Consider the following 21474-nt stretch of genomic DNA (forward strand, 5'->3'; position numbering starts at 1 on the left):
ACACGAGTTCGAGAGGGACCATTCGTGCCCGCTGAGAATGATGCCAAAGCCACCCTCACCTATCCCGGTGGCGAATATTCCATGTCGATTGCCGAGGCCTCCGAAGGCAACAACGGCATCGAACTGGGAAAGTTGCTGGCTACCACTGGTTACACGACGTTGGACGGCGGATTCGTCAACACCGCATCGACCAAGTCGGCCATCACCTACATCGACGGTGACGCAGGCATCCTGCGCTACCGCGGTTACCCGATCGAACAGCTCGCGGGCAAGTCTTCGTTCATCGAGGTCAGCTACCTGCTGATCTACGGGGAGCTGCCGTCGGAGGACCAGCTCGAGAAGTTCACCGACAAGATCCAGCGGCACACCCTGCTGCACGAGGATCTCAAGCGATTCTTCGACGGATTCCCGCGTAACGCGCACCCGATGCCGGTGTTGTCGAGCGCCGTCAACGCGCTGTCGGCGTACTACCAGGATTCGCTGGACCCCAACGATCCGGAGCAGGTCGAACTCTCGACCATCCGCTTGCTGGCCAAGTTGCCGACCATCGCGGCGTACGCCTACAAGAAGTCCGTCGGTCAGCCGTTCCTGTACCCGGACAACTCGAAGAGCCTGGTCGAGAACTTCCTGCGCCTGACGTTCGGCTTCCCGGCCGAGCCGTACGAGGTCGATCCCGAGATCGTCAAGGCACTCGACATGCTGCTCATCCTGCATGCCGACCACGAGCAGAACTGCTCCACCTCGACGGTGCGCCTCGTCGGATCCTCGCAGGCCAACCTGTTCACCTCGATCTCCGGCGGCATCAACGCGCTGTGGGGCCCGCTGCACGGCGGAGCCAACCAGGCCGTGCTCGAGATGCTCGACAAGATCAAGGCCGAGGGCGGCGACGCCACGGACTTCTTGCGTCGAGTGAAGAACAAGGAAGACGGCGTCAAGCTCATGGGCTTCGGACACCGTGTGTACAAGAACTTCGATCCGCGCGCGACGCTGGTCAAGGAAACTGCGCACACGATCCTCGGCAAGCTGGGCAACGGCGACGAGTTGCTCGACATCGCCCTCAAGCTCGAGGAAACGGCACTCACCGACGACTACTTCGTCGAGCGCAAGCTGTACCCCAACGTGGACTTCTACACCGGCCTGATCTACCGCGCGATGGGCTTCCCGCCGCGCATGTTCACGGTGTTGTTCGCGATGGGTCGTCTCCCGGGCTGGATCGCGCACTGGCGCGAGCAGAACGAGGACACGACCGGCAAGATCGGCCGTCCGCGCCAGATCTACACCGGTTACACCGAGCGTGACTACCAGGACGTCAGCTCCCGCTAGCCAGTACTGCACAACAACGCCGCCGGCTCCCCTCGGGAGCCGGCGGCATTGTTGTATCCCCGTGCCGAACTCGAAGTTATGGACGCGATTCGGCCGAATTCCGTCCACAACTTCGAGTTCGCGGCACCGTCAGGCGTCGAAGTGCTTGCGGTTCTTCAGGACCGGCAGCGTCTTCCGCACGGCGTCGACCAGTGCGGTATCGATGTCGATGGTCAGCATGCCGGGCGTCGCGTCCAGCTGACCGAGAATTTCGCCGGTGGGGGAGCAGACGATGCTGTGTCCCACGCCCAATGGTGCATTTCCCTCGGCGGCAGCGGGTTCGGCCTGGTCGCAGGCTGCGATGAACGTCGTCGAATCCAACGCGCGTGCGCGGGCGAGCAGCGTCCACTGATCCACTTTGCCGTCACCCGATCCCCACGATGCCGGAACCACAACGAGTTCCGCGCCGAGGTCGCCGAGTTTCTGGAACAGCGCCGGGAATCGAATGTCGTAGCAGGTCGCGAAGCCCACCCGAATTCCGGCGATGTCCACCACCAAGGGGTCCGAACCCGGTGCGACGGTGTCGGATTCGGCGAATCCGAATGCATCGAACAGGTGAATCTTGTCGTAGCTCGCATCGGTGCCGGGGCCGGTGACGAGCAGTGTGTTGGTCACTCGGTCATTCGCGGCGGGAGTGAACATCCCCGCGACGACGGTGATGCCGGCGTCCGACGCGATGGAGCGCACCGCGTTGGCCCATTCGCCGTCGAGCGGCTGTGCGAACTTTCGGATGGGTCCGCCGAAGCAGCGCATCGTCGCCTCCGGAAACACGACGACGTCCGATCCGGCATGTGCGGCTGCACGGGCGTGCGTGTCGATGAGTTCGAGATTCTCGGAGGGGTGTTCGCCGCTGGTGATCTGGGCGAGGCTGATGCGAATGGACGAGCTCACGGTGTGACTCCTGGTTTCGTCGGAGGAAGACAGGTATACATATCGTATGCAGCCGCTGTCGGGGAGGGAGAAGGCGTATCTGTTCGTGCGCGATCAGGTGCTGTCGTCACCGGCCGCCACCGGCACTTTTCTCAACGAGCAGGAGCTCGCCACGCGCATCGGCGTATCGCGCACGCCGGTTCGAGAAGCGCTGCTGATGTTGCAGTCCGAGGGTCTGGTCGAGATGGTGCCCAAGCGCGGCGCGCACGTGCCGGCGATGTCCGGACGGCAGATCGCCGAACTGATGGATCTGCGCGGCGTCCTCGAGCGGCACGCGGCCACCCGAGCGCTGCGCGCCGGTGATGCGCCGATCGCGGCGATGCAGAATGCGCTGACGCAGCAGGAGTTGCTGATGAACTCGGGCGATGCGGATGCGCCCAAGCAGTTCATCGACTGGGACGGCACGTTTCATCAGAGTCTGATCGATTCGGCGGGAAGCGATCTGCTCTCTCGTACGTATGCCGGTCTGCGAGCGCGCCAGCTTCGCGTGGGCTTGAGTGCGTTGTTCACCGCTGCCAACCGGCAGCATCGGGTGTGCGCCGAGCACCAGGCCATCATCGACGCACTCGGTGCGGGCGATGAGGGCCTGGTACACGAGAAGATCGACGCTCACCTCGAGGTCACACTTCAGACTCTGCTGCGCGCGTAGCCTTTTCGTGCTCCTGGTTCAGCAGCACGTAGTGCTCGTCCTCGGTGGGGTCGGGGTTGCGGCCGAGTGCGAGGCCGACGAGTGTCACGGCACCGACGATCACTATGTACCCGGCGATCGGCACCCAACTGTCCGTCTTGTCCAACAGGTAGACGAAGATCAGCGGGGCCATCGCACCACCGAACACCCCGGCGATCGTGTAAGCCAACGAGCTACCGGTGGAGCGCAATCGCACGCTGAACTGCTCGGTGACGAACGCGGCCTGTGGCCCGTACATGAACGAGTGGAACGCCAGGCCCACAACCACACCCAGGATCAGCAGCGGTAGAGATCCTCCGCCGATGACGAGGAAGAAGATCGCGCTCCAGGCAACACCGCCCACGGCTGCGACGCCGTAGACGAGACGCCGGTTGATCCGGTCGGACACTGCTCCGGCGAGCGGGATCAGGCCGAGCTGGCACGCCGATCCGATCAGAATGGCCGTGAGTACCTCGCTGCGCTCGAACCCCAACTTCTGAGTGCCGTACGTGATCGAGAAGACCGTGAACAGTGCGTAGATGACGTCCGGTGCGACCCGAGACATGATGCCTGCCAGCAGTGGTCGCAGTTCGGTCTTGAACACCTCGCTGATCGGCGCTTCGGAGCGATCGCCGCTTTCCTGGAGTGCCTTGAACACCGGGGTGTCCTCGAGCTTCAGGCGGATCCACAAACCGAACCCGACGAGCACGGCCGAGAAGAGGAATGCCACCCGCCATCCCCAGGACTCGAACTGCTGGTCGGTCAGCGACAGCGTCAGGATTGCAAGCGCGCCGTTGGCGAGCAAGTTGCCTGCCGGTGGACCGATCTGCGCGGCGGAGGACCAGAAGCCGCGCTTGCGGGGATCGCCGTATTCGCTGGAGAGCAGAACGGCACCGCCCCACTCGCCGCCGACGGCAACGCCCTGGCAGAACCGCATCGTGACGAGGATGATCGGGGCCGCGATGCCGATGGTGTCGTATCCGGGGATCAAGCCGATGGCGAATGTCGTGACGCCGATCAACAGCAGGGTGATCACGAGTAGCTGCTTTCGCCCGATCACGTCGCCGAGGCGGCCGAAGACGAAACCACCGACCGGACGGGCGATGTACCCGACGGCGTATGTCGAGAAGGCCAACAGTGTTCCGGTCAGCGGGTCGCTGTCCGGGAAGAAGACCAGCGGGAACACCAGCGCTGCGGCGGCCGAGTAGACGGCGAAGTCGTACCACTCCAATGCCGTTCCGGTCAGGCTGGCCGCGAAGGCCTTGGCCAGGCCTTTTCTATCCACCGAAACAGGTTCGGTCATGACGACTCCTTCGTGTGCCTGGGATCACTCTATCCGTTGTACGTGCTCCATACTTGCTGTATACAAGACGTATGCGCAAGGCTTTGGGCGTATCGGAAACAGAAAATTTACGAGGAGAGGGTCCTTACTAATGCTCACATTCACGTTGCCCGACGGCACGATCGAGTCGGTCGAGGTCACCACGCTGCTCAACGCGGGGTACGCGGGCCGCAACCAGGAGGAGGTGGCGTCGCACATCGCGGAGTTGGCCGAGCTGGGAGTCCCCGCCCCGACTGTGACCCCGGCGCTGTACCCCATCTCGCCGTACCTGGCGCAGCAGACCGATACCGTCGCCGTCCAGCACGGCCGCACCTCGGGCGAGGCCGAGTGGGCCCTGGTTGTCCTGGGCAACACGATCGACGACGTGTTGCTCACGGTTGCGTGTGATCACACCGACCGTGACCTGGAGGTTCACAGCGTCGCATGGAGCAAGAACGCCGCCCCCGACGTGCTGGGTACCGGCGCGTGGCGCTTGACCGATGTGGCCGCTCGATTGGACGACATCACCCTGACCGCATGGGCCGACGGAGCACTCATTCAGACCGGAACGCTCGGCGATCTTCTCGCCCCGCAGTACTGGCTCGATGTACTCACCGAACGTGGACTGTTCTCGCGTGGAACGGTTTTGATCTCGGGCACCATCTCGATGCACCACGGGGTGAATCAGTTCTCCGACGCCTGGAAGGTCGAGATGGCCGACCCCACGACCGGCAATGCTCTGACCTGCGAATACAAGACGAATTTGATGCCAGCTCCGATCGGCTGACGGTCACGACGTAAAGTCGAAGCGGAATATGCCCAGAGCTTCACAGCCGGCGTCGGCGGGCCGGCATCAACCGCAGGAGACTTCAGTGACGAAGCCAGTGATCGAATTTCAGGCCGGACCCGCACCCTTGGACCTGGTGGCGGTCGACCTCGTCGAGGGTGACGGCGCAGAGGCAGTTGCAGGCGGCAACGTCGAGGTGCACTACGTCGGTGTCGAGTTCGACTCGGGCGAAGAGTTCGATTCGTCCTGGAACCGCGGCGAATCCATTCAGTTCCCGCTGCAGGGCCTGATTCAGGGCTGGCAGGACGGCATTCCCGGAATGAAGGTCGGCGGACGTCGTCAGCTGACCATTCCGCCGGAGCTCGCGTACGGCCCCGCCGGCGCAGGTCACCGCCTCTCCGGCAAGACCCTCGTGTTCGTCATCGACCTGCTGGACGTGAAGTAACAGCGCGTCGTACCCGCTCGGCTTCGCGGGTTGCCGAGGCATTCGCCGTTCCGCCTCGGGAACCTGCCAGCTTTGCCCGAATGTGTTCGGCCACGGTCACCGGTCGGTACCGGGGTACTGCGCCTGTCTCGACGCACGACGCCAACGGTGCGATCACCGCGTCGAGGTTGCCGTCGTGGAAGAAGGCGGCAGAACGCCTACGTTGAATCGTTCCGCCCAATACCGGTGGCCGCACGCGATGCAAGTCGACATCCAGCGATCGTTGGTCAGTCGGGCTGTCAGATCACCCAGATTCACCAGTATCGCGCCCTCGGCAGGCTGCACGTCGTGCCACAGCCGGTCGGCACCGAGGACCTGTAGGCCGGGTACCCGATCGGCCCAGAGCACCGTCACCAATCCGTAGTCGGTGTGCTCGCTCATTCCGGTGAGTTCGCGCTCCGGGACGTCGGTGCCCGGATCGAGTGCGTAGTTGTTCATTCGCAGTGTGTCGAGTGACTGATCGGTGATGCGTGAGAACAGGTTCGGCGATTCCCCGAGTGCATCGGCGAACACCCCGGTCAGCGTCCGTGCCACGCGGGCAGCTTCGGCGAAATACAGTTCGACGGCGCTCCGAAACTCGGCCGACTCGGGCCAGGTGTTCGGCTCACCGGTGCCGACGTTGAACGCCTCGAAGTAGTCGTTCATGCCCGATGCCGAATCGAGTCCGAGACTCAGGCTCAACGTTTCGCTCTTCGGGGCGGTGTAGCCGCGGTTGAGCTCGGGCGGGCAGATGTAGGCCGATTTCTGCGCCGGGTCGAGTCCGAAGAACGAATCCATCGCCAACGCGAGCCCGGCAACGACCTCGTCCCGGATGCCGTGGCCGACGATCTGCATGAAACCGACTGTGCTGCATGCATGGTCGACCTCCGATGCCACGCTTCGGCGTGCGGTGGCGTCGGTGCCTGGGGAGCTGTCACCCAGAACGTACGGCGAGATGTCGATGATGGGAACGATGAAATCCGTCGACGAGTGCACGAGTCCATTCTCCTCGCATCGGACGATCCCGCGGGTTTCTCCTGCGTAACGAATGCCGCAATCTAGCGAATCTGCAACTCCATCACCAGGCGCGCACCGCCCAGCGGACTGTCGGTGAAGTAGACACGGCCACCGTGCAATTCGGCCTGCTGCGCAACCAGCGCCAGGCCGAGTCCCGAGCCGCCCTTGGCTGCCCTGGTTCCGCGCTCGAAGCGGCCGAACACCGATTCGCGTTCGTCGACGGGAACGCCGGATCCGTTGTCGTCGATCAGAACGCGCACCATCGTGTGCATCCGTTCAACAGTGATGACGATCGAGGTTGCGTTGCCGTGCCGGACGGCGTTGCCGTGCCGGACGGCGTTGCCGATCACGTTGTCGACGGCCAATCGCAGACCGGTCGGTAGTGCGCGCATCGTGATCTCGGAATCGGGAGCGGACTCCACGCGTATGTCGAGTTCGGGGTGCAGTCTCTGCGCGTCCTGGGCCGCGACGTCGCAGATGTCGATGATGTCGGTCTCGACTCTGTCACCCTCACTGGACAGTTCGCCCGACGCGAGTCGTTCCAGCGCGGTCAGCGTCGTCTCCACCCGCCCCTGCGTTCGCTCGAGGTCGCCCAGAATCTCGCGTTGCTGCGCGGGCTGGAGGTCGAGGGTTCGCAAGACCTCGATGTCGGTGCGCATCGCCGTCAGTGGGGTGCGCAGTTCGTGTGCGGAGACGGCCGCGAAGTCACGTGCGGTGTCGAGTGCAGCATTGGTGCGGTCCTGTGCCTCGTTGAGTCTGGTCAGCATGCCCCCGATGGCGACTGCGAGTGCGTCGGCCTCGGTGACGCCGGTGCGGGTCTCGGGCGCGGTCGGTGGCTGCGCGCTGACCTGCCGGGTCAACGTCACCAGCGGTCTGACGGCTCGCCCGCCGAACAGCCAGCCCAGGCCCGTGGACACGGCAATCGCAACCAGCCCCAGCATCAGCACCTGTTTTTGTTGCTCGTCGGTCACCTGTTGTGCCTCGAGGGCCGGCACTCCGATCGAAATGGAGATGGTCGAGACCACGGTCGATACTGCCGTGTAGACGCGGAACCGTTGGCCGTCCACGTCGACGGTCTGCGATCCGGTATCCAGTGCGGGCAGCCGCGTCGGTGTGGACGCGACCACGATGTCACCGCTGCGAATGGTGACGGCGAATGCGCCGGAGAGTTGATCGATGAAGGCCTCCAACGTCGACGAGTTCGGGACCAGCACCTGTGACGCTGTCGTCAACCGTTCGTCGAGCTGATTGACGTTGTTGCGAGAGATGGCGACCGAGGTGACCACCGCGAGTGCGGCAACGACGAGGGTGGCGCCGAGGGCCGTGGCGGCAGCGACGCGGGCACGCAGCGAGAAGCTCATGCGGCGTCTCGGACGACGAATCCGACGCCGCGGACGGTGTGCAGGATGCGCGGAGAACCATCGGATTCGAGTTTGCGACGAAGATAGCCGACGAACACGTCGACGACGTTGGTGTCGGCGACGAAGTCGTAACCCCACACCAACTCGAGCAATCGCTCACGCGTGAGGACCACGCCCTTGTTCCGCGCCAGAATTGCCAGCAGCTCGAATTCCCGCTTGGTCAGGTCGATGTCGACTCCGCAGCGATGCACGCGATAACCGGGGATGTCGACCACGAGGCTACCGATGGCCACCGCCGAGTTCGGTACACCTGAATCTGCTACCGGTACAACTGGATTGGTGCTGCGCCGCCGCAGCATTGCGCGGATCCTCGCAACGAGTTCGGCCAGCACGAACGGCTTGGTGAGGTAGTCGTCGGCACCGGATTCGAGCCCGGCGATGCGATCGTCCACCGAGCTTCGGGCACTGAGCACGCAGATCGGGATGTCGTTACCCATCGCACGCAACGCGGTCACCACGCTGGCCCCGTCGAGCACCGGCATATTGATGTCGAGCACGATCGCGTCGGGCGAGGTCCTGGACACCACGCCGAGCGCCTCCGCGCCGTCGGATGCGGTGATGACGGTGAACCCGGACAGGCGCAGTCCGCGTTGCAACGACGACAACACGTCGGCATCGTCATCGACGACGAGGACGGTGGCGGGGGTACTCGACGATTCGGTCACCGGTCCAATGCTAGGCAACCCAACTGTCGACGGTGGTTCGGCGTTCCTCGGGCGTCTTGGCGAAGAACTCCTCGAGCGCACTGCGGCGGCCGGTGTCGGCATCGAGTGACCATGCGAGTGCCGGAGCCTTGGCGTAGAGCTGTTCGTAGTACTTCTCGAAGGTGCAGGTGCTGTTCACCAGGGAAAGAGCGCCGGGGAAGGGGCGGGTGTTCGACATGGTGTTCTCCTTTTCTCTTCTGTGTTTCCCAAGGTAGAGGCCCATGTTGCGGCCTTGGTGAGTCGTCGTTGGCGGTTCTCTGAGAATTGCGCGGGGCGATGGTGTGGGTTGCCGGCCGCGACGGTGGGTAAGACTGGGTGCATGTCGCTCGTATGGTTTCGCCGTGACCTCCGTCTGGGGGATCTGCCCACACTCACCGCCGCCGCCGAGTCGGGAGATCCGGTACTCGGACTGTTCGTGCTCGACGACCGCTTGCTGAAGCCCTCCGGTGGTCCGCGCAAGGACTTCCTCTTTAGATCTCTCGAGGCACTGAACGAGCAGCTCGACGGCAGGTTGATGGTGGTGCACGGCGACCCCGAGACGGTGGTCCCGAAGGTGGCGAAGGCGATCGACGCCGAAGACGTCCATATCAGTGCCGACTACGGCCCGTACGGGCGCGAGCGAGACAAGCGTGTCGGCGAAAAGGTGAACTTGGTCGAGACCGGGTCTCCGTATACGGTCGCCCCCGGACGGATCCTCAAGAACGACGGGGAGCCGTACAAGGTATTCACGCCGTACTCGCGCCAATGGTTGGAACACGGCTGGCGCGGACCGGCGGACACGTCCGCGAAGACCGTGGAGTGGATCGACCCGGACGGAGTGAAAGGTGTTCGGCGCGCAAAGATTCCCACAGAGAGCGAGGCGTCCGACTTTGCAGCCGGCGAGGCGGCCGCGTCGAAGCAGTGGAAGGAATTCCTCGACGAGGTATCCGCGTACGACGATGAGCGCAACCGTCCCGACCTTGATTCTACGAGCCGGATGTCGGTGCATCTGAAGTACGGAACCATTCACCCGCGGACGATGTTGGCCGACCTCGGCAAGCTTCGCAGCGAGGGGTCCGCGTCGTACCGTCGGCAGATCTGCTGGCGAGACTTTTACGGCGACATACTCTTTCAGCGTCCCGACAGTGCCCGGGAAAACTACGTCAAGAAGTTCGACGCGATCGAACTGGACTCCGGCAAGCACGCCGACGAGTTGTTCGAGGCGTGGTGCAAGGGTGAGACGGGCTTCCCGATCGTCGATGCCGGTATGCGGCAGTTGAACTCGGAGAAATGGATGCACAACCGGGTCCGCATGATCGTCGCGTCGTTCCTCGTCAAGGATCTGCACCTGCCGTGGTGGCGGGGAGCGCGCTACTTCATGCAGCATCTCGTCGACGGCGATCTGGCCAGCAACCAGCACGGTTGGCAATGGACCGCGGGAACCGGTACCGACGCCTCGCCGTACTTCCGTGTGTTCAACCCCATCACCCAGGGCGAGAAGTTCGACCCCACCGGCGACTATGTACGACGCTGGGTGCCGGAGCTGCGCGGTGAAGAAGGAAAAGCAGTGCACACGTTGAAGTTCGGTCGACCCAAGGATTATCCGGAGCCGATCGTCGACCACAAGCACGAGCGGGAAGTGGCGATCGCACGGTTCAAGGCCTTGTGACGCGTCAACGCTTGCGGGACAAGCCGACTCCGACGAGGCAGATGACACCGCCGACCACTGCGAGAATGTGCGGTATCTCCCCGAGCAACAACCAGGCCAGAGTGATGGTGATCGGCGGCACGGCGTACGTGGTGATGCCGAGCTTGCCTGCGTTCATTCGCGTCAACGCGTATGCCCAGGTGCTGAACGCGAGTGCGGTCGGCACCAGGCCCAGGTAGATTAGTCCGCCGGTGGCTCCGGACGAGGCGGTCGACAGGTCGTCGAGCAGAGCAGGCGCGAAGGGCAGCGTGCACACCGCGCCGATGGTGCACGCCATCCACGTGACCTGAAGTCCCGGGATCGTCCGAAGCACCGGCTTCTGGCTGAGCACTCCGATGGCGTAGGTCACCGCGGAGACCAGGCACAGTGCGATGCCGAGGAAGTCGGCGTCCGTCTTGGTGGTCGAGGTGGTGGTGACGGCGGTGACGACACCCACCATGACTGCCCCGGCGAACGCGATGCCTGCACCGATCACCAACCACTTCGGAAAGCCCTCGCCCAGAAGCAGACCCGCGAACAGGGCGACCAGAATGGGTCCGATCTGAATGATCATCGACGTCGTGCCGGCGTCGACGCGCTGTTCGGCGGCATTGAGGGAGACGTTGTAGATGCCGAACCAGAAGACGCCGATGCTGATGATCTGCAGCCACTGCGTCCGATTCGGCTTGACCCACTGTCTTCTGACGAGAACTATCGCGCCGAGTGCGAAGGATCCGATGAGCAGCCGGCCCAACGCCAGCGGGCCGGCACCGAACGACTCGCCGACGCCGCGAATCGCAACGAAGGCCGAGGCCCACGAGACCACCGTGACGGTGACTGCACCGAGGGCGAGCCAGTCGACGGCAGGTCGGGTGTCGAGATCTGTCATGCCCACGACGCTATCGCGCGGGACGTCCCTCTGGCGCGCGGGTTTCGGCCATGGTTGCTCGTATTACCGCCGAAGCGGCTGCGGTGAATCGACGCAGGTCTTGCGTGACAGGCGCGCCAGCGCGGCGACAGGTCCAGTGAATACAGTGCTGATGAGCGCAACTATCGCGAGGCAGGCAAATCCGACGGGTGTGAGTAAACCCGATCGAAGTCCTATCGACGCGATGACCAATTCGGTCACTCCACGGCAGTTCAGTAACGACGAGTAGATGAAACAATCCATGGTTCTCATTCCGAACCCGATGCCAGAGGCAATTCCTGGTACAAATTTGACGAACAAACACAGCCCCAACAGCCACGACACAGTGGTGGCGGCAGACACTCCGGCTTGCCCAAGAAGTTGTAGCGGAGCGTGAGCTGATGCCACCACAATGAAGATCGGTAGCAGCAACCTGTGCAGCCAAGGCTCGAGCTTGACGAATGCGGCTGCGACCGCGCTGCTCGGCCGCATGGAGATCCCTGCGATCGCCGCACCGATGGACGGATGCGCACCCACGATATCTGCTGCGTACCCAAGGCTGACGGCAGAAACGATGATGGCCGCGGTTGCTACTCGGACACTTACGGTCGAACCGGCGACGAGGGAGCCGGCGGCTCCGGCCAACGCAAGAATTGCTGCATGAATCGCATCCCCACCGTCCCACGATGTGGCCGACACTGTCGCCAACAGCAAGGCTGTGAGTCCGAGCCAGGCGACACCATCGGTGAGAATCGAAACGGTCATACAACGGCGAACGGCAACGTGGTCGGAGATGCCGGCCTCTCGGACAATGGACGCCAGGACCGGGACGGCGGTTACCGAGACCGCAAGGACGAGAAAAAGCGAGCTCGGCAGGGTTGTGGGTATGAGAAGTTGCGGCGTCCCGAGGCCGAAGATTACGGTCGCTGCCAGTATGCCTGGACCGGCGACGGCCACGACAATGGCCGCGGAATGCCGCACCCAGCCGGTCGGCCCGTCGCTCTGAAGGCGTAGTGCCCTGACGCTGTGCGCCACGGCGGCGACAACCAGAATCAGCCCGAGGTTCCCCACTTCGCTGGGCAGTGAGTGTGAGTCGGCGAGTACAGCCGATGCAGAGGGGGCCAAGCCGTGAAAAGCCGTGGCAGACAGTATCCCCCACACCATCGAACCGAGAACAATGGGTTGCTTGAACATCGACGCCAGACGGCCCAGGAGGGCACTCCCCACCACCGCCGATATCAGGACGGCAGCGGCGACCATCGTACCGTCAGTGGTTGCCGGTGTGGCGTCGCGCGGACAGCGTCACTACACCGACACCGAGGCCGACGGCTATCAGGCCCCAGCCGGCCACCTCGCCGAGGCCGAACACGAGCACAAGGCCCAGGGCGATGCACACCAGTGTGGCACCTGACATTATTCGTTCGAACGTCATTGCGACTCCTTCGATTCACATGCAGGACGACCCTCGAGTCTGAAGCAAAAGCGGTACTACACAGTTCGGACTTGTTGATCGATGACCGAACTGTGCAGTACCGCAGCGGATCAGCAGACGATTTTGACCGTCGTCGCCCCGGCCGTGAAACCGGCGATGCTGAGACCGATAGTGCTGATCGGGTCGCTGCTGGCGGGTGCCTCGGAGAGCGACGAAGCTGTCAGTTCGTCCGAGGAAGTGAAGCGGGTGAGATCGCCGAACAGGTCGTTCTTCATGTCGATGCCTTTCTTCTGCGTGTGAGGATTGTATCGGACTTTTCCGAACTTACGCTCAAATATGTTGTGAGGCAATAGATTTGAGAATATTATTCGAGCATGTCCGATTTCAGGTCGGCCAAGGCGGACAATGCCTGTTCGAACGGAACGCATACGCCGATACCTTCGCTTCCGGAGCTCGCGCTGATTCCGGAGACCGGTGCCACCACAGAGACGTTGTCGCGCAGCGACAGTCGTCGTACGTTGTCGCGATAGCCCTCGTTGAGGGCACCGCCCGGTGGCAGTGACGGGCAGACCACCACCGGGGCTCGCGTGCATTGGACTGCCAGCATCGCCGGGGAGTTTCCGAACCCGTGGGCAAGTCGGGCAACGAAGTCCATAGTCGCGGGATGAACGATCACGCCATCGGCCCAGTCCGCGAGCTCGACGTGTAACGCGTGATCGTATTCATCGAAAGCGTCGATCAGCGGTGCGCGTTGCGCGAGTGCGCCGAGTGCGACTCGGGTGAGGAACCGTTGGGCAGATTTGGTCAGTATTACTTGGACCTCGAAGCGTCCACCGTGTTGGGCCGCCGCCACTCGGTCCAGGGCGAGAGCAGCTTGAAAACCACCGGTGACCACGTAGAGAAGTCGTGACCGTCCGGTGCCGTCGCTGTTCACACTGTGCTCGCGATGACGTCGGCCATGGATTCCATGGCAGTCGGATCGCCCATGCTCGAGGCGAATTCGCGGTAGTGCGAGATCAGTCGGAATATTTCTGCTGAGTCGATGGCCTCGGCGTCGTATCCAATTTCGGTGGCGGCGGCGCGGATTTCGTTATGCGCCTCTCGGATTGCCTGGCCATTCTCGCCCAGAACTATGCTTCGAGCGTGCAACTCGCGAAGTTCTCCGAGGAGGCAGCCGACATCGTATTCCGCTGATGCGCTCGATCGCCAGGGTCCGCTCAGCACTTCGATGCCGGTGCCGACGGCGACCATGTTGCCAAGGCCGAACAGGCCGTGACAGGCCACTGGTCCGGCACATCGTGTGATGGCGTTCACCGCCCCCCGCGCCGTGGACCATTGCAAGTCGCTCAATCTGGACTGCAGGTCCGCCGAACCATGTCCCGCTGAGGCCAACCAGTTGACCGTCGCCGCGATCGGTGCCGGAGAATTCTCGGCGCCCGCACCGTGCAATTGCGCGACGAGGCGAACCGATCGAACAGCCGACACGATTGCAGGCACGTATTCGGCGATCATGCCGGCATCGTCCAGAACGACCGCCGCCACACTGTCGTACCCGGATGACACCCAGGTGGCCGCGTCGCTTGTTGCACTGTTGGGACCGATGAACCGGGCCGCGCCGGCTGCGTGGTTCGGAACTCGACCGGGGTGCCACGGGTCGCTGGATGCGGGACCGCGAATCTTCGACCACTGCCATCCGCCGGTGTCGTGAGTTGTGACGGACGTGGTGACGAAACTCGATCCGTATGTCGTCTCACTCATCGAAGTCCTCCTGGTGTTGTTCCAGGACTGCCCGCACTGCACCGCACGCCGCCGCAGTGCCGAAATAAGCCTGCATGCCGCTGGTGTTGAGAACCAACTCGTCGACTCCTGCCGATCGATAGGCTTTCAACAGTGAGGACAGTCGAGCGCTTTCCGCATCGAGCACGGCCGTCGATGCCGCCAACACCTCGGCGTTTCGCCGTCTGTCGTCACCCACGTCCAGACCGGCTCTACGCAGCATGTCGAGGTAATGCGGCATACCGAGATGCGGCGACTCGACCAGAACGTTTGCGGGAATCCCGTGTCCCGATTCATACAGCGGGTTGACCGCGACCAGCCGTGGCGTCGGCCGACCCAGTCGTTCAGCGCCACGCTTCATTGCCGGAACGACGACATCATGTAAGTACTTCGGCGGGCACAACCACGTCACTGCGAAATCGGCTGTTTCGCCTACCATTTCGGCCATTGCCGGCCGGAGCACCCCGACTCCGATTTCGATGCCTGGGAGGTGGGTTCCCCTGCTCTCGATCTGCATTCGCAAGCGGTCCGTATGCGCGCGGAACTCCTCGACATACAGGCGCGTGGCCTGAATCGGCTTCCGTATACGGTGCCCGAGCCAGCTTTCCTGATACTCGATCGAACCCGGTCCGACGCCGAAAGCTACCGGCTGTCGCGACATCTGAGCATGCGCAGTCACCTCGAGTGCAGCAGTGGACGCCGGCCGCATTCCCATCAGCGCGACGGAAAATCCGACCGCCGACGATCGACCGGCACCGGCAGCATAGGCGAACATCGACGCTGCTGATCCGAGATTGGCCTGCCCGGTCCACAGGGTGGTCTCGAAACCACTCGCCAACTCTGCGAAGGGGAGTAGGTCGGCTGGTGCGTCGGGCGCCCGTCCTACGATCAACGACAATTTCACCGGGACCTCCGTATCGTACGCAACGCTGGAGTCCACGAGGACTCCAGTAGTCGGTGAAGGTGCTGGTCGATATCGGCCAACCTGCGGAGCGGAACCCCTGCCGCGTAATAGGACGACGCCATCGACAGCAGGCCCCGTCCGGACGATGCTGCATAGTTGTGGCGCGTCGAAACGGTTGCGGCCGCGGCTGTCAGAGTTGGACGAGGCACCCCTCCCTCGAGGTCGGTACACACCGCTGTCATGTTGTCGACACAGTCTCGGACCTTGCTGTGTGCAACGCGTGCGTGGGCGAGGACAACGTGCCTACCTGCCCGAGACTCGACCCCGGACCACACCTCGTAGGCTATTCCTGTCTGCTCGCGCAGCTTGCCGATCAACAGGGAGTTACGCGTAGATCCGAGAAGAGCCGACACCAACTGTGTCTCAGGGAAATCGCTACCGATGAAGTCGGTGGCAACAGCCATGGTTACGACCGCGTTTGCGCCGTTCTCGACGTGCACCCACGGTTCGCAGGAGTCTCCGACGTGCGCGAAGACGGATCCACCCACGATATCGGTCACGGTGATTGTGGCGGTCGATTCGGTGATCACGTCGATCATTCGGTCGGTGTCGAATGCGCCACCCAGGCATACCAGGGGAACGAGATCCCGTCGTACCGTTGTCGTGGTACTGGTCGGCCTCAATTCCCGATACAGACTGGCTTCGGCCGAGCCAACGGCAAGAGTGGAGTGTATTGGCGGGAGTTGTTCTGTGACAGGTGGTCTCGTGGCAAACCGCGCGACGGCAGAACGCAGATTCGTCAGGCAATTACGCAAGGCCGATTCGCCTGCCTCGGGAGTGGCAGTGAACTCTGCGCACAAAGCGGTACGGTCGTCGTTGTAAGCGAGTGTGCCGGCGTGATGATTGCCGACGAAGGTCGTGGTATCGATCGAAACCGTTGCCGCGACCCATCGTGGAACCGGGAGCGAGACGGTTCCAAAACATATCTCCGATGCGAACGGGCTGAGAAGAGCCTGGCTGGAGTCAGTTTCGATGGACACTGCAGGCGCGCCGAGGAAATCAGTATCCGTGCGCATCGATACCGACCCAGTTGTTGTGCCGTGTGAGTAGCGTGTGGACGAACGCTTCGACGTCTGATGACGTCACGGATCGAACTGCGATCCTGAGCCGGTCGAGAGCGGTGTGGTCTCCGAATAACTGCTGACACCGTGCGAGCGCGCTTGCGTAGAACTCGTTGTCGTCGAGGGCTGTTCCGATCTGCACGGCCGACGCAACCGCGCTTCGTGCCGCACTCTCCGCGTCGATCGAGTGTGCGAACTCTTCGCAGACGAGGTGTGCTGTCGTTGCCAGCTGTTCGGCGTGCGTCCCGCCGGTGAAGCACAGAACGAACGTCTCGGGCCCGGCTGTCGTGGCGGTACCGAAGTACCCGACCGAGGCATCCAGAGCGACCAGCGAATGTCCGGCGGTTCGGGCGGCTACATTGCCGAACGTCGAAATCCATTGAGCAGTGACAACGGCGGTAGCGTACTCTTTCTGGTCTTCGATCATGGACGCGATCCTCACTCCGATCGCTACCGCGGCGTGGCGACCCGCGCGAACGAAGGGTGAGCACTTCTCGACCTGACCGTCGGGATCCGGTGGAATGGGTGCGCCCAGAGCGGCGGGAACTCCTTCGAGAATGTGAGATGCTTGTTCCAGCACGCAGCCGACTCTTTCGGGGCTGCACAGTACAGAGACCACCAGCCGGTCGGGCCGCCACGCGGTAACGAACGCATCCACGGTGTCACCTGGCGTGGGGAGGTTGTCGGGTCGGCCGTACCCGTCACTGCCGTGTGCGGTAGCCGGGTGCAGGGCGGCAGGCAGAATCCGCCAGGGAAATCCGCCGTAGGGCGTCGACTCCATGACGTTCAGCTCGTTGGTCACTGCCGCTGTCTCGGCCCGCACGTCGTCTTCGTCGATAATGCCGTGCACGCCGATCGTTTGCAGAGTGGACAGTGCGTTGCCGATGCGCGAAGCAGGCACGATCTGCGCGATGGTCATCGAGTCCCGAAAAGTGCGTCCATTGACCAGAGGATCGTCGGCCAACCTCGAAATCCCCCGTACGGCAAGATGCTCGAACAAATGTGACAAACCGGGATTACCAGAGTCTTGGTCGAACCCATGAGCAAAAGAAGTCGAAACCGCGGCCACTGTGGAACTTCGTATTTCGCCCGCGATGACTGTAATTCCATTGTCGAGTGTCCGCACGAGTGTCCGAGTGTGCATCGTGATTATCCGAACCTTTCGGCGGCGCTGTCGGAAATTTCCGTAGCCGTGCACTCCGGTAACGTCGAGAGTGCACGGCAGGCGAAAACTGACTCAGCAGTTGTACTTGAAGGTGAGTGCGGTATCGACGCCGCTCGTGACCGAGATGATCGAAATAGTTACTGCAGCAGACGACTCGATCGAAGCGGGTGCCGCCGAGGCGGCGGACGCCACCATGTCGGCTGGGGCGGTGTACGTGTCGATGGAATCGAAAAGAACGTTGGACATTGTTTTCTCCTCGTGTGAAGTATCTCCGAAACGAATTACTTACTTATGCTAACTTGCGTGCAGCTTTTTCGCAACGGCTGCATCGGATTCGATAATCGATCGCTGCGCTTTGGCCATGGTTTCCGAAATTTTCTCCATTCCCATCGGCTCGAAGTCGAGAATGTCCGGTAACCGGTTCACTCCCGCGATCAATGTAATGAATCCGATTTCACTTGTACGGGTCAAGTATTCGCCCTGAGCTTGTGCGCGCTGCATGTAATCTTCGCGCTTCCGGTGGGGATCGTAGAAGTATCGAACGTAGCCGAGTATGTCGTCGACCAATTGGCGATAGATCCGTTCGTACGCCTCGAAAGGAGCGGCCGCGGTGTTACCCGGCATCAGAGCTGCGTCGATACTTTTCGCGGCGAGCCACCCGGCCGATCCGGCAAGAAAGACTCCGGAGGAGAAGAGAGGGTCGACGAAAGCGGCCGCGTCGCCGGCCGCCATCCAACCGGGGCCGTGAAACCGATCCGATGTGTGCGACCAGTCGCGGGCCGTGCGTAATTGGGCATCGTCGAATCCTGCACGAGGCGGGACGGCGTGTTTGGTGACCGTCGAGCGCTCGATGGCATCGTGAAACACATCCGCAACGGTGCGTGTGCCGTCACTCATCGATCGGCGTAATTGGGATGCGGGCAAAACGTGTCCCACGCTTGCCCTGTTCTTTGCCAGCGGTATGGTCCACAGCCACCCGCCGTCGTTCATGGACTCGATCAGAATGTCGTTTTCCGACTCATCCGAGTACGGCGTGAAGTCGCCGTACCCCCATATCGCCACGTTGCGGAGATCTTCGTGAAACTCGACCTCGGCCCGCCCGCGGGTCACTACCCTTGCCTGCCCGCTGCAATCCAATACGACCGAGGCAGAGACGATGTGTTCGGCATCGTCGGCGCGATATCTCAGCCCCGTCACGACTCCGTCGGTTTCCGACACGGACGTCACCTTCGCTTGCTCCCGAACCACAGCACCATGATTGCGCGCGTTGTCCAACAGCAGGAGATCGAACTGCGCGCGATCGACGTGCCACGAGTGGGTGTAGCGGCTTGCCAATCCGAACGGCGTTCGCCACGGGCCGGGATCATGCCCCCAGATCAGGGATATCCCAAGTTTCTTCTGAAATCGGGCGTCCATATCGGCTTGGGTGATGCCTACTTCTTCGAGTATTGGAACGAACCCGGTAACGAATGATTCGCCGATGTGGTAGCGCGGGAAGCTTTCCGATTCGAGAACCAGTACGGATCGACCGCGATCGGCGAGAGAGGTAGCCGCTATGGAACCGGCTGGACCACCTCCGACGACGACCACGTCGAATGATTCGACCGACATGAGTTCAGTCCTTTCGCATTTCGTCGAGCCACGGAACAATAGGGGAAGAAAGATTGCGACTGAGGTCCGTTGGATCGATTCCACGGGCGGCGAGGCGCTCGACCAGGTATTCACTTTTCGGCTTCGCGGTCAGGGCGGAACCGGCCGCATGACTGATCAGCGCTTCCGCCACGGCAGTCGAGCGATGTTGTCCGAAGCTCATCGCAGTGGATCGAGGGTCGGGGTCGGCCGGCTCGAAGGCGTAGGAAATTCCTGGTCCCACGCGTGTGGTGAACGGTGAGTGACGATCGGACGTCGTATCGGACAACGCGATTGCCTCGACCACAGCCGGAATTGTGGGCCATGCTCGGCGTGGGAAGTAGATGACAAGAGAATCGTTTCTACCCAACAGTGGCGCGTCCGAGATCATCTTCATCTGCCACGGCACATCTTGCTCTCCGAGGAATCGAACCAGGGTCCGCCAGAGCCCGAGCGCGGCAACCGGATTGTCTACGGTGCAGTACAGCCGCACCAGCGTGCCGCGGCCGACGAAAGGACGGCGACTGCCGCGGACCAGAAAGAAGCCGGGCGATACCCGTGGTCTGCGGCCGTCGAGCCGAATCGACGCCCCGTCCCTTGTCTCTGTCACCGATCGCGCCGGAACGGCAATTCTCACTCCCTGATGCATCACGATCCACCGGTCGGCGTCCCGTCGATCCACGATGTCGACCGGCGTTACCGACACGAAGTCAGCTGCTGCAGAGGCGATGTCGTGCTCGAACGCGTTGCCTGAACCCCGCTTGACGAATTGGGCGGCTTTCGGATCCCGGCCCGCGTGCTCGCGCACATAGATACGGTCCGACAAACGGGCGATGAGCGCTCCACGCGTTCGAGCGTCTATCGTGTCGCCTGCGTATTGCGCAGAGGTGGATTCGAGATCGACGGAAATATCGTCGAGGAGGTCGGCCAGCAGACCGGATTTCGTGTCGGCGGTGGTGGTCATCGGATCAGTCCCTCGATTCCCAAACTGTGTGCGTGTGATTCTGGTTGCAAGACCAACGATCGGCCGATCCCCGCCGCGGCCCGCGCCACGGCCGAAACAGACGACATGGAACCGGCAAGCGCAATCATTCGGTCCCACAGATGCCAGCCGGCGAAGGCCGCGACGCGTTCCGGTAACGGCCTGCAGTGATCTGTGTTGGACGCATCGAGGTGGGTCACACGCCCTCGATACCCGTCGGTGAAGGCCCGGACCAGTGGCTTTGCGTTCTCGAATTGGGCCGCCGCTACCTCGCTGACCAGTTCTCGGGTGACGTTCGGGTCCTCGGATTCGCCGGCCAGCAGCGAAGGTACATCTGCGATCGCGTAGTACAGCCATTCGCCCACCATGGAACCGAGATCACGCGCTCGGTCACCGAGTTGGAGATCTTCTAGGTCCAGAATGTATGTGTCGTCATTCGAAAACAGGAACTGGTCGAACCGGAGGTCGCCGTGGATCGGTACGTCGCCGACCTCGTCCCGTAGCAGTGTGTCGATCGAACGCGCGAGTTCCATGTCTGCATGGAGTAATTGCCATACTGCAATTTCGGCGGCCGTGGCGCCGAGATATCGGTCGAGAGTGACCTCCGTGATCCCGATCAGACGCCACGTCGGGTGAGGATGGGGTGTCACCGAAGCGGGGGCGATGTTGTGAATTGCCGCGGTCAGCTCTCCGCACCGTCGGGCTTGATCGGTCGTCAACGCGCCCTTCTCGACGCTGAGCTCCAGCCCGGAGCGTGCTTCGACGATCTGCTCGAACACGATCAGAGAATTCTCTGGGTCCGTGGCAACGATGCGAGGAGTCGTGAAGCCCTCGGTACACAGAGATTCGGCAAGCACCGTTCGCTGAAACCGTTCGGCGTCGGTGTCGCCGAGGAAGCGTTTGGCGAACAATCGATCGCCGAGACTGGTGGTACCGGCGAGGGTTTCGTTCCGTCCGTAGAAACTGTGTCTGTCCGACGCTTCCAGCACGCCTAGCCCGCGGTTGGACAACAGTGCCTCGAGGCCCGGAAACATCTCGGCCGGGGACAATCGGAAGGTCGTCACAATTGGTGTGCCTCTCTGCTTGGTGAGCGGTGAGCATCTGGCAGGAGCCGTAACGCGAGATCGTTACCGAGAGTAACTGATGCGACATACCATCCGCGCTGTTTGGTAAGTGAACTTTATGTGAACTAATTAGTTGAAGTATTGAGTTTGTCCATA

Annotated in this window: 23 protein-coding genes and 1 pseudogene; 5 read left to right on the forward strand and 19 right to left on the reverse strand. The window is 62.4% G+C overall.

Going from position 1 to position 21474, the window contains the following annotated elements; genetic code table 11:
• Positions 1–24: 24 nt before the first annotated feature.
• On the forward strand, positions 25–1323 hold the full coding sequence (locus QM797_RS08860; RefSeq protein ID WP_283274961.1) for a citrate synthase: 1299 nt from the start codon (positions 25–27) through the stop codon (positions 1321–1323).
• A gap of 129 nt (positions 1324–1452) precedes the next feature.
• On the opposite strand, the gene QM797_RS08865 is transcribed toward QM797_RS08860, so the two are convergent.
• The gene (locus tag QM797_RS08865) at positions 1453–2241 is read right to left on the reverse strand and encodes a carbon-nitrogen hydrolase family protein (protein ID WP_283275331.1); all 789 of its coding nucleotides are present in this window, start codon (positions 2239–2241) and stop codon (positions 1453–1455) included.
• A gap of 58 nt (positions 2242–2299) precedes the next feature.
• On the opposite strand from QM797_RS08865, the gene QM797_RS08870 reads away from it, so the two are divergent.
• On the forward strand, positions 2300–2941 hold the full coding sequence (locus tag QM797_RS08870) for a GntR family transcriptional regulator (RefSeq protein WP_269605279.1): 642 nt from the start codon (positions 2300–2302) through the stop codon (positions 2939–2941).
• On the opposite strand, the gene QM797_RS08875 is transcribed toward QM797_RS08870, so the two are convergent.
• A complete protein-coding gene (locus QM797_RS08875; RefSeq protein WP_283274964.1) occupies positions 2913–4262 on the reverse strand; it encodes an MFS transporter in 1350 nt (449 codons plus the stop codon). The genes QM797_RS08870 and QM797_RS08875 overlap by 29 nt on opposite strands.
• 130 nt (positions 4263–4392) lie before the next feature.
• On the opposite strand from QM797_RS08875, the gene QM797_RS08880 reads away from it, so the two are divergent.
• Together QM797_RS08880 and QM797_RS08885 are read left to right on the forward strand one after the other, a co-directional pair.
• Positions 4393–5067: a DUF2848 domain-containing protein gene (locus QM797_RS08880; protein ID WP_283274965.1), complete on the forward strand. Its 675-nt coding sequence runs from the start codon at positions 4393–4395 to the stop codon at positions 5065–5067.
• Between the two features lie 85 nt (positions 5068–5152).
• On the forward strand, positions 5153–5512 hold the full coding sequence (locus QM797_RS08885; protein WP_283274966.1) for an FKBP-type peptidyl-prolyl cis-trans isomerase: 360 nt from the start codon (positions 5153–5155) through the stop codon (positions 5510–5512).
• Here the strand turns inward: QM797_RS08885 and QM797_RS08890 are convergent.
• The 4 genes and pseudogenes from QM797_RS08890 to QM797_RS08905 form a co-directional block, all read right to left on the reverse strand.
• Positions 5487–6526: pseudogene (locus QM797_RS08890) on the reverse strand (isopenicillin N synthase family dioxygenase). The gene QM797_RS08885 and the pseudogene QM797_RS08890 overlap by 26 nt on opposite strands.
• Positions 6527–6588: 62 nt before the next feature.
• Positions 6589–7908 carry a sensor histidine kinase gene (locus QM797_RS08895; RefSeq protein ID WP_283274967.1) on the reverse strand — a complete coding sequence of 440 codons (1320 nt, stop codon included), beginning with the start codon at positions 7906–7908 and terminating at the stop codon, positions 6589–6591.
• Entirely contained in the window at positions 7905–8633 is a 729-nt protein-coding gene (locus QM797_RS08900) for a response regulator transcription factor (protein ID WP_283274968.1), read from the reverse strand. Before QM797_RS08900 ends, QM797_RS08895 begins: the two co-directional genes overlap by 4 nt.
• A gap of 10 nt (positions 8634–8643) precedes the next feature.
• Positions 8644–8850 (reverse strand): hypothetical protein, encoded by a 207-nt coding sequence (locus QM797_RS08905; protein ID WP_283274969.1) that lies wholly within the window; start codon positions 8848–8850, stop codon positions 8644–8646.
• A gap of 141 nt (positions 8851–8991) precedes the next feature.
• On the opposite strand from QM797_RS08905, the gene QM797_RS08910 reads away from it, so the two are divergent.
• Entirely contained in the window at positions 8992–10320 is a 1329-nt protein-coding gene (locus tag QM797_RS08910; RefSeq protein WP_283274970.1) for a cryptochrome/photolyase family protein, read from the forward strand.
• A gap of 4 nt (positions 10321–10324) precedes the next feature.
• On the opposite strand, the gene QM797_RS08915 is transcribed toward QM797_RS08910, so the two are convergent.
• From QM797_RS08915 to QM797_RS08975, 13 genes are all read right to left on the reverse strand, one after another.
• Complete coding sequence (locus QM797_RS08915) at positions 10325–11227, reverse strand: DMT family transporter (protein WP_283274971.1); 903 nt, start codon at positions 11225–11227, stop codon at positions 10325–10327.
• 63 nt (positions 11228–11290) lie between these two features.
• Positions 11291–12505 (reverse strand): cation:proton antiporter, encoded by a 1215-nt coding sequence (locus tag QM797_RS08920; RefSeq protein ID WP_283274972.1) that lies wholly within the window; start codon positions 12503–12505, stop codon positions 11291–11293.
• Positions 12506–12512: 7 nt separating this feature from the next.
• A complete protein-coding gene (locus QM797_RS08925) occupies positions 12513–12677 on the reverse strand; it encodes a hypothetical protein (RefSeq protein WP_283274973.1) in 165 nt (54 codons plus the stop codon).
• Between the two features lie 110 nt (positions 12678–12787).
• On the reverse strand, positions 12788–12952 hold the full coding sequence (locus tag QM797_RS08930) for a hypothetical protein (RefSeq protein WP_283274974.1): 165 nt from the start codon (positions 12950–12952) through the stop codon (positions 12788–12790).
• 89 nt (positions 12953–13041) lie between these two features.
• Positions 13042–13611, reverse strand: a complete 570-nt coding sequence (locus tag QM797_RS08935; protein ID WP_283274975.1) for a flavoprotein — start codon at positions 13609–13611, stop codon at positions 13042–13044.
• A complete protein-coding gene (locus QM797_RS08940; RefSeq protein WP_283274976.1) occupies positions 13608–14435 on the reverse strand; it encodes a hypothetical protein in 828 nt (275 codons plus the stop codon). Before QM797_RS08940 ends, QM797_RS08935 begins: the two co-directional genes overlap by 4 nt.
• Positions 14428–15357, reverse strand: coding sequence for an LLM class flavin-dependent oxidoreductase (locus tag QM797_RS08945; RefSeq protein WP_283274977.1), 930 nt, complete (start codon positions 15355–15357; stop codon positions 14428–14430). The genes QM797_RS08940 and QM797_RS08945 overlap by 8 nt, the downstream gene beginning before the upstream one ends.
• On the reverse strand, positions 15354–16040 hold the full coding sequence (locus QM797_RS08950) for an insulinase family protein (protein WP_283274978.1): 687 nt from the start codon (positions 16038–16040) through the stop codon (positions 15354–15356). The genes QM797_RS08945 and QM797_RS08950 overlap by 4 nt, the downstream gene beginning before the upstream one ends.
• A gap of 376 nt (positions 16041–16416) precedes the next feature.
• On the reverse strand, positions 16417–17442 hold the full coding sequence (locus tag QM797_RS08955; protein WP_283274979.1) for a peptidase M16 family protein: 1026 nt from the start codon (positions 17440–17442) through the stop codon (positions 16417–16419).
• A gap of 273 nt (positions 17443–17715) precedes the next feature.
• Positions 17716–17889, reverse strand: a complete 174-nt coding sequence (locus tag QM797_RS08960) for a hypothetical protein (RefSeq protein ID WP_283274980.1) — start codon at positions 17887–17889, stop codon at positions 17716–17718.
• 48 nt (positions 17890–17937) lie between these two features.
• Positions 17938–19254 carry an NAD(P)/FAD-dependent oxidoreductase gene (locus QM797_RS08965; RefSeq protein WP_283274982.1) on the reverse strand — a complete coding sequence of 439 codons (1317 nt, stop codon included), beginning with the start codon at positions 19252–19254 and terminating at the stop codon, positions 17938–17940.
• Positions 19255–19258: 4 nt separating this feature from the next.
• Positions 19259–20236, reverse strand: a complete 978-nt coding sequence (locus QM797_RS08970) for a T3SS effector HopA1 family protein (RefSeq protein WP_283274983.1) — start codon at positions 20234–20236, stop codon at positions 19259–19261.
• On the reverse strand, positions 20233–21318 hold the full coding sequence (locus QM797_RS08975) for a phosphotransferase (RefSeq protein ID WP_283274984.1): 1086 nt from the start codon (positions 21316–21318) through the stop codon (positions 20233–20235). Before QM797_RS08975 ends, QM797_RS08970 begins: the two co-directional genes overlap by 4 nt.
• Between the last annotated feature and the right edge of the window lie 156 nt (positions 21319–21474).

It is taken from the genome of Rhodococcus sp. IEGM 1381 (assembly GCF_030056795.1).
GTDB lineage: Bacteria > Actinomycetota > Actinomycetes > Mycobacteriales > Mycobacteriaceae > Rhodococcoides.